At 42.0% G+C, this 6,000-nt stretch carries 7 protein-coding genes and 1 tRNA gene; 3 read left to right on the top strand and 5 right to left on the bottom strand.

The genetic code is table 11. The annotated features are described in order from the left end of the window. Positions 1-2: 2 nt before the first annotated feature. Both AC1HJP_RS19225 and orn read right to left on the bottom strand, forming a co-directional pair. Positions 3-75 (bottom strand) — tRNA-Gly (locus tag AC1HJP_RS19225). Between the two features lie 189 nt (positions 76-264). Further along, a complete protein-coding gene (gene orn, locus AC1HJP_RS19220; protein WP_480363163.1) occupies positions 265-810 on the bottom strand; it encodes an oligoribonuclease in 546 nt (181 codons plus the stop codon). A 202-nt stretch (positions 811-1,012) separates the two neighbouring features. Here orn and rsgA point away from each other — a divergent pair, with 202 nt between their 5' ends. Together rsgA and asd are read left to right on the top strand one after the other, a co-directional pair. After that, positions 1,013-2,071 carry a small ribosomal subunit biogenesis GTPase RsgA gene (rsgA, locus tag AC1HJP_RS19215; RefSeq protein WP_480363162.1) on the top strand — a complete coding sequence of 353 codons (1,059 nt, stop codon included), beginning with the start codon at positions 1,013-1,015 and terminating at the stop codon, positions 2,069-2,071. A gap of 60 nt (positions 2,072-2,131) precedes the next feature. After that, entirely contained in the window at positions 2,132-2,989 is an 858-nt protein-coding gene (gene asd, locus AC1HJP_RS19210) for an archaetidylserine decarboxylase (RefSeq protein ID WP_480363161.1), read from the top strand. A gap of 144 nt (positions 2,990-3,133) precedes the next feature. Here the strand turns inward: asd and rpmG are convergent, their stop codons facing one another. From rpmG to radC, 3 genes are all read right to left on the bottom strand, one after another. Further along, positions 3,134-3,289, bottom strand: coding sequence for a 50S ribosomal protein L33 (gene rpmG / locus AC1HJP_RS19205; protein ID WP_005493124.1), 156 nt, complete (start codon positions 3,287-3,289; stop codon positions 3,134-3,136). Positions 3,290-3,300: 11 nt separating this feature from the next. Next, positions 3,301-3,537, bottom strand: coding sequence for a 50S ribosomal protein L28 (gene rpmB / locus AC1HJP_RS19200; RefSeq protein ID WP_058028557.1), 237 nt, complete (start codon positions 3,535-3,537; stop codon positions 3,301-3,303). A 272-nt stretch (positions 3,538-3,809) separates the two neighbouring features. Continuing rightward, positions 3,810-4,484, bottom strand: coding sequence for a RadC family protein (radC, locus tag AC1HJP_RS19195; RefSeq protein WP_480363160.1), 675 nt, complete (start codon positions 4,482-4,484; stop codon positions 3,810-3,812). 132 nt (positions 4,485-4,616) lie between these two features. Here radC and coaBC point away from each other — a divergent pair, with 132 nt between their 5' ends. Next, complete coding sequence (gene coaBC, locus AC1HJP_RS19190; RefSeq protein ID WP_480363159.1) at positions 4,617-5,804, top strand: bifunctional phosphopantothenoylcysteine decarboxylase/phosphopantothenate--cysteine ligase CoaBC; 1,188 nt, start codon at positions 4,617-4,619, stop codon at positions 5,802-5,804. Positions 5,805-6,000 lie beyond the last annotated feature (196 nt).

Here is a 6,000-nt window from a genome sequence, read left to right as displayed (position 1 = left end):
GGAGCGGCACACGAGGTTCGAACTCGTGACCTCGACCTTGGCAAGGTCGCGCTCTACCAGCTGAGCTAGTGCCGCATTCCATAGTTAGCTCTGTATTGTTAGCAACATCGCAAAGGTCGCGTCTGTTACCTGGAGCAGCTGAGCTAGTGCCGCATTCCATAGTTAGCAATATAATTGCTGCGCTTTAAAACAAGAAACCCCGCAGAGTTACTCTCTTAAGCGGGGCAGGATTTTACAATAATGCAGGTGCTTTGCAAGCAGTTTTTAAAGATTAAAGAACTTTTCTTTATAAACCTTTAATTCCATTATTGAATCTTTTATGTCGTCTAGTGCAAGGTGTGAGCTTTTCTTTTTAACTTCACCAAGCAATTCAGGCTTCCAGCGGCGAGCTAGCTCTTTCACTGTACTCACATCTAGGTTGCGATAGTGAAAGTAAGCCTCAAGTTCAGGCATATACTTATTTAAAAAGCGGCGGTCCTGACCAATCGAATTACCACACATAGGCGAGCTGCCTGGTGGTACCCACTCTTTTAAAAACTCTAAAGTTTGTGCAATGGCATCGTCTTCAGTGAACTTACTGGCCTTACAGCGAGCTGTCAAACCTGAACGACCGTGTTGATTGGTACACCATTCGTCCATGTTATCTAACAACTCATCACTTTGATGAATAGCAATAACAGGGCCTTCAGCTAATACATTTAAATCGCCATCGGTAATAACCGTAGCAATTTCTAAGATTTTATCTGTTTTAGGCTCTAAGCCCGTCATTTCAAGATCTAGCCAGATCAAATTTGATTCATTAAAAGACATAAACTACCTTAGCGGTACTTCCTTTAGATCCAATGCAATTAGATATATCATATTAGCTTCACTTGTTTACCTAAAGCTTTTTTTTTAAAAGCGCTTAATTTAATTGAGTTATAGCCCATTTAAGCCATGCTCACAAAGTAAACAGAGTGATTTTAGGCAATTTTATTAATTGCATTTTTGATCAGTGACAAGCTAAGTAACTATGGCAAAACAAAAGAAACTCAGTAAAGGCCAATCCCGTCGGATCAGTGCCAACCATCAAAAACGCTTGCGTAAAGCTAAACAACAGCATAGCGAGCAACAAGATACTCAGTGGCAAACCGACAATTTAGGTCCAACTGAAAATGCAGTGGTGATCAGTCGTTTCGGCCAACATGCCGATATAGAAACGTCTGATGGCGAAGTTTTGCGCTGTAACATTCGCAGAACCGTTGGCGGTCTAGTATGCGGTGATGAAGTATTCTTTCGTCGTGCCAAAGTCAGTGATGGCGATTTAGCTGGGGTTATCGAAGCCATTGAAGAGCGTCGTTCGCAACTTACCCGCCCTGACTTTTATGATGGCGTTAAAGTTGTTGCAGCAAACATTGACCAAATATTAATGGTGTCTGCAATTTTACCTGAGTTCACCCCACAGATTATCGACCGATATTTAGTGGCTTGTGAAGATATGGGTATCGAGCCCATTTTAGTGCTCAATAAAATCGACTTGATTGATGACGAAGGTCTCGAGTTCATTAACGAGATTTTAGATATCTATCGTGAATTAGATTATAAAATTCACCTTGTCAGTACTAAAACCGGCGAAGGTATCGACGCGCTTAAGCAAGTCTTAGTGGGTAAAAACAACATCTTTGTAGGTCAATCTGGGGTTGGTAAATCAACACTCGTCAATACCGTTTTGCCTGATGCAGATATTCTTACCAAAGAAGTCTCTGAAAATAGCGGCCTAGGTCAACACACCACGACTGTGTCACGATTACATCACTTACCTAGCGGCGGAAACCTGATTGATTCACCAGGGATCCGTGAGTTTGGTTTATGGCACCTAGATGTTGAACGCGTAACTTGGTGCTTTAAAGAGTTTCGTGAGTATATAGGCGGTTGTCGCTTTAGAGATTGTAAGCACCTTAATGACCCTGGGTGTATATTGGTAGAAGCGGTTGATGAGGGTAAAATTACTGAATTACGCTTTGACAGCTACCACCGTATTCTCGAATCAATGGCCGATGGCCGCGCGGGTGCTCGCGCGCCAAGAGTTTAAAAAAATTACAGTTTATATGTTAGTATCTGCGCTAATTATTATTAGGAATTTATAGTCCCCATGGATAAATTTAAAATTGCCATGCAATACGCCATGCCTAAGCATGGGATCTCTCGCCTAGTTGGTAAATTGGCTGCCGCTGAAGCGGGCTCCGTGACAACTTCTTTGATTAAGGCGTTTATCAAGCAGTATAAGATTGATATGAGCGAGGCACTTTACGAAGATCCTGCGCACTATAAAACCTTTAATGAGTTCTTTACTCGCCCATTAAAACCAGGTATTCGCCCATTAACAGAAGATGAAAGCATCATTACTCACCCTGTAGATGGCGCTATCAGTCAATTAGGCGATATTGTTGATGGTCAGCTTATTCAAGCTAAAGGCCACAACTACAGCGTACAAGACCTACATGGTGGAGATAAAGACGATGCAGACCCATTTATGGGCGGTAAATTTGCCTGTATTTACTTGGCACCAAAAGACTATCACCGTATCCACATGCCAATTGACGGTACACTACGAAAGATGATTTACGTACCGGGCGATTTATTCTCTGTAAATCCACTTACAGCGAAAAATGTGCCTAACTTGTTTGCGCGTAACGAGCGTGTAGTGGCTATTTTTGATACCAAAGTAGGCCCACTGGCAATGACTTTAGTCGGCGCAACCATTGTGGCAAGCATCGAAACGATTTGGGCAGGGACAGTTACACCACCTGCAGGTCGTGACGTAATGACATGGAACTACCCTGTTGAAGGCGACAAAGCAATCCATTTAAAGAAAGGCGATGAAATGGGCCGCTTTAAGCTAGGCTCAACGGTCATTTTAGCTTGGGGTAAAGATCAAGCTGACTTCTTAGATAGTGAGCAGCCTGAAACAGTAACTCGTATGGGCACACCATTCGCGACAATTAAATAATACTAATTAAACTTTAGTTAATGAATATAAATAGAAAAACCATCATACTTTGTATAGATGGCTTTTTTGAATCTAGAAACAAGCTTTATTAAAAAAACAAAAAACCCAGCCGAGGCTGGGTTTTTGAATTCTTTAAAACTAAAATTACTTGATTTTAGCTTCTTTGAAAATCACGTGCTTACGTACTTTAGGATCGTACTTTTTGATTTCCATTTTTTCAGGCATGTTACGCTTGTTCTTGTCGGTAGTGTAGAAATAACCAGTACCAGCAGTTGAAACTAAACGGATCTTATCACGCATGATTCAGCTCCTTAAACTTTTTCGCCGCGAGCACGGATATCTACTAATACCGCGTCGATGCCTTTTTTATCGATAATACGCATACCTTTAGTAGTAGTACGTAAAGTAACAAAACGTTTTTCGCTTTCAACCCAGAAACGGTGTGTTTGTAGGTTAGGTAGGAAGCGACGCTTAGTAGCGTTGCGCGCGTGTGAACGGTGGTTACCTACCACTGGGCGCTTACCTGTAACTTGACAGACTTTAGACATGTCTATATATCTCCAATAACTTCGCTCGAGCTTAATTTTCCCTTGGGCCTTAACTGTTTGCCCTGGGGTAAATCAGAGGGCGCTCTTTATACAGCATTAGCAGGCAAAGATCAAGGATCTAGTCCTATCAATCAGCTCATATGTAAATTTGATAGCGGCCAATTATAATGATCGAATCGTGCTTAGGAAAGTAAAAACTGCATTTAAATTAAACTAATTTGCAATATTTTGAGCAAAGCTACGTTTTTTAACGTTTTCTTTCTGTAAATCACTTAAATCAAGCCTCGCTGTGCAAAAGATATGCAGCGATTCCCTGCGACAATAAGGTGATCTAATACATGAATGTCCACTAAAGCGAGGGCTTTTTGCAATTTTTGGGTAATTAACTTATCGGCTTCGCTTGGCTCAGCAATACCACTGGGATGGTTGTGCGCAAAAATTAATGACGCGGCATTATGTTTTAATGCCGCTTTAACCACTTCTCTAGGATAAACACTCGCCGCGTTTATTGTGCCATTAAATAAAATCTCGTCATGAATAAGTTGGTTCTGGTTATCTAAATATAGTGCCATAAACACTTCGTGCTCTAACCCTTTTAATTGCAAACACAAGTAGTCATTCACCGCATCGGGCGAATTGAATACCGTGTCACGTAGACATGCTTCACGCATATAACGTTTACTCAATTCAAGCACGGCTTGTAATTGTACATATTTAGCCTCTCCCAAGCCCTTTAACGCTGAAAACTCTTTTAGACTGGCATTAAACAAGTTTTGTAATGACCTACTTTGCGTTAATAGTGATTCTGCCAATTCAATGGCATTCATGCCGGCGATACCTGTTCTTAAGAATATTGCCAAAAGTTCTGCATCGCTCAATGCATGCGGGCCTTTTTTAAGTAGCTTTTCTCTCGGTAGGGTATGTTTTGGTAATGCACTCAATTGCATAATTTGTCCTTAATTCCTTTGTTCCTAGGCTCTAAAGTGTAGTCGAAGGCATATAAAAGACAAAAGCAGGTTACCCCTCAGTCACTTCTCTATGATAGAGTTTAGGCATGTTTTTACTGGATTTAACAAGCTATGAAACAGGCAAAAAATATTGTTTTGGGGATCAGTGGCGGTATTGCTGCTTATAAATGTGCAGAATTAGTACGACGCTTAAAAGAGCGTAACTGCAACGTCAAAGTAGTCATGACCGACTCTGCCAAGCACTTTATTACCCCACTGACTATGCAAGCGGTCTCTGGAGAACCTGTTTCTGATTCTTTACTCGATCCAAACGCAGAGGCGGCCATGGGCCATATTGAGTTTGCTAAATGGGCTGACTTAATTCTCGTTGCCCCAGCAAGTTCAAACATCATCGCGAAAATGGCAGCAGGTATTGCCGACGATTTACTCACCACATTATTACTTGCCACACCGGCAAAAATCGCTATTGCACCCGCAATGAACCAACAAATGTATGCCCACGCAGCAACGCAAGCCAACTTAAAAACCCTGGCTGATCGTGGCGTGGATATTTGGGGCCCGGGTAAAGGCGAACAAGCATGTGGCGATGTAGGTGCGGGTCGAATGCTAGAGCCAATGGAACTCGTTGAGCTTTGTACACGCGATGACATTGAACCCTTGCTGGCAGGTAAAACGGTTGCCATTACTGCTGGCCCAACCCGTGAAGCCCTCGACCCAGTGCGTTATATTAGCAACCATAGCTCAGGCAAAATGGGCTATGCCATTGCTGAAGCGGCTCTTAAATTAGGCGCGAAAGTGACCCTTATTTCTGGCCCTGTGACTTTAACGCCACCAGCAGAGGCTGAAGTCATCAAAGTCAGTAGTGCATTAGAGATGCGAGATGCCGCGCTTGAGCAAGCACAAAACTCAGATATTTTTATCGGTTGTGCTGCCGTTGCAGACTATCGCGCAGCCAATGTCGCAGAGCAAAAAATCAAAAAACAAGGTGACGAGATCACCCTCACTATGGTGAAAAACCCAGACATCATTGCCGAAGTAGCCGCTCTTCAAAACAATCGTCCTTATACGGTAGGTTTTGCGGCTGAAACGCAAGATGTTGAAAAATATGCCAAAGGAAAATTAGAAAAGAAAAACCTCAATATGATCTGCGCCAATGATGTCTCTCAAGAAGGACTTGGCTTTAACTCCGATCACAATGCGTTAACATTGTTCTGGCATGATGATCAGCGAAATTTAGGGGTTAATAGTAAAGCCGAGCTAGCAACGTCTCTACTAGAGGCACTTGCCGAAAAGCTATAAAAACCTTTAAAACAAAGGCTTACAAAGGTGTATTTTTTTCAGTACAAAACATGAATGAAAGTCACTTTAAAACACTGGCACCAAGCTGAATAAACCATTAACATAACCCCAACAAAGTGTGAGCTTGTTGGGGCTTACACTAAATTATGCCCCGCATAATACAAAGTACAAATAGAACATAATAACGATAAATTAA

The sequence above is a fragment of the Pseudoalteromonas sp. NFXS53 genome (assembly GCF_056629255.1).
The sequence above is the reverse complement of the archived record's forward strand: the minus strand, read 5'-3'. Positions and strand labels throughout refer to the sequence as shown.

Coding starts and splice junctions, on each gene's coding strand:
- orn (WP_480363163.1), bottom strand. CDS start 810: ATGTCTTTTAATGAATCAAATTTGATCTGGCTAGATCTTGAAATGACG.
- rsgA (WP_480363162.1), top strand. CDS start 1,013: ATGGCAAAACAAAAGAAACTCAGTAAAGGCCAATCCCGTCGGATCAGT.
- asd (WP_480363161.1), top strand. CDS start 2,132: ATGGATAAATTTAAAATTGCCATGCAATACGCCATGCCTAAGCATGGG.
- rpmG (WP_005493124.1), bottom strand. CDS start 3,289: ATGCGTGATAAGATCCGTTTAGTTTCAACTGCTGGTACTGGTTATTTC.
- rpmB (WP_058028557.1), bottom strand. CDS start 3,537: ATGTCTAAAGTCTGTCAAGTTACAGGTAAGCGCCCAGTGGTAGGTAAC.
- radC (WP_480363160.1), bottom strand. CDS start 4,484: ATGCAATTGAGTGCATTACCAAAACATACCCTACCGAGAGAAAAGCTA.
- coaBC (WP_480363159.1), top strand. CDS start 4,617: ATGAAACAGGCAAAAAATATTGTTTTGGGGATCAGTGGCGGTATTGCT.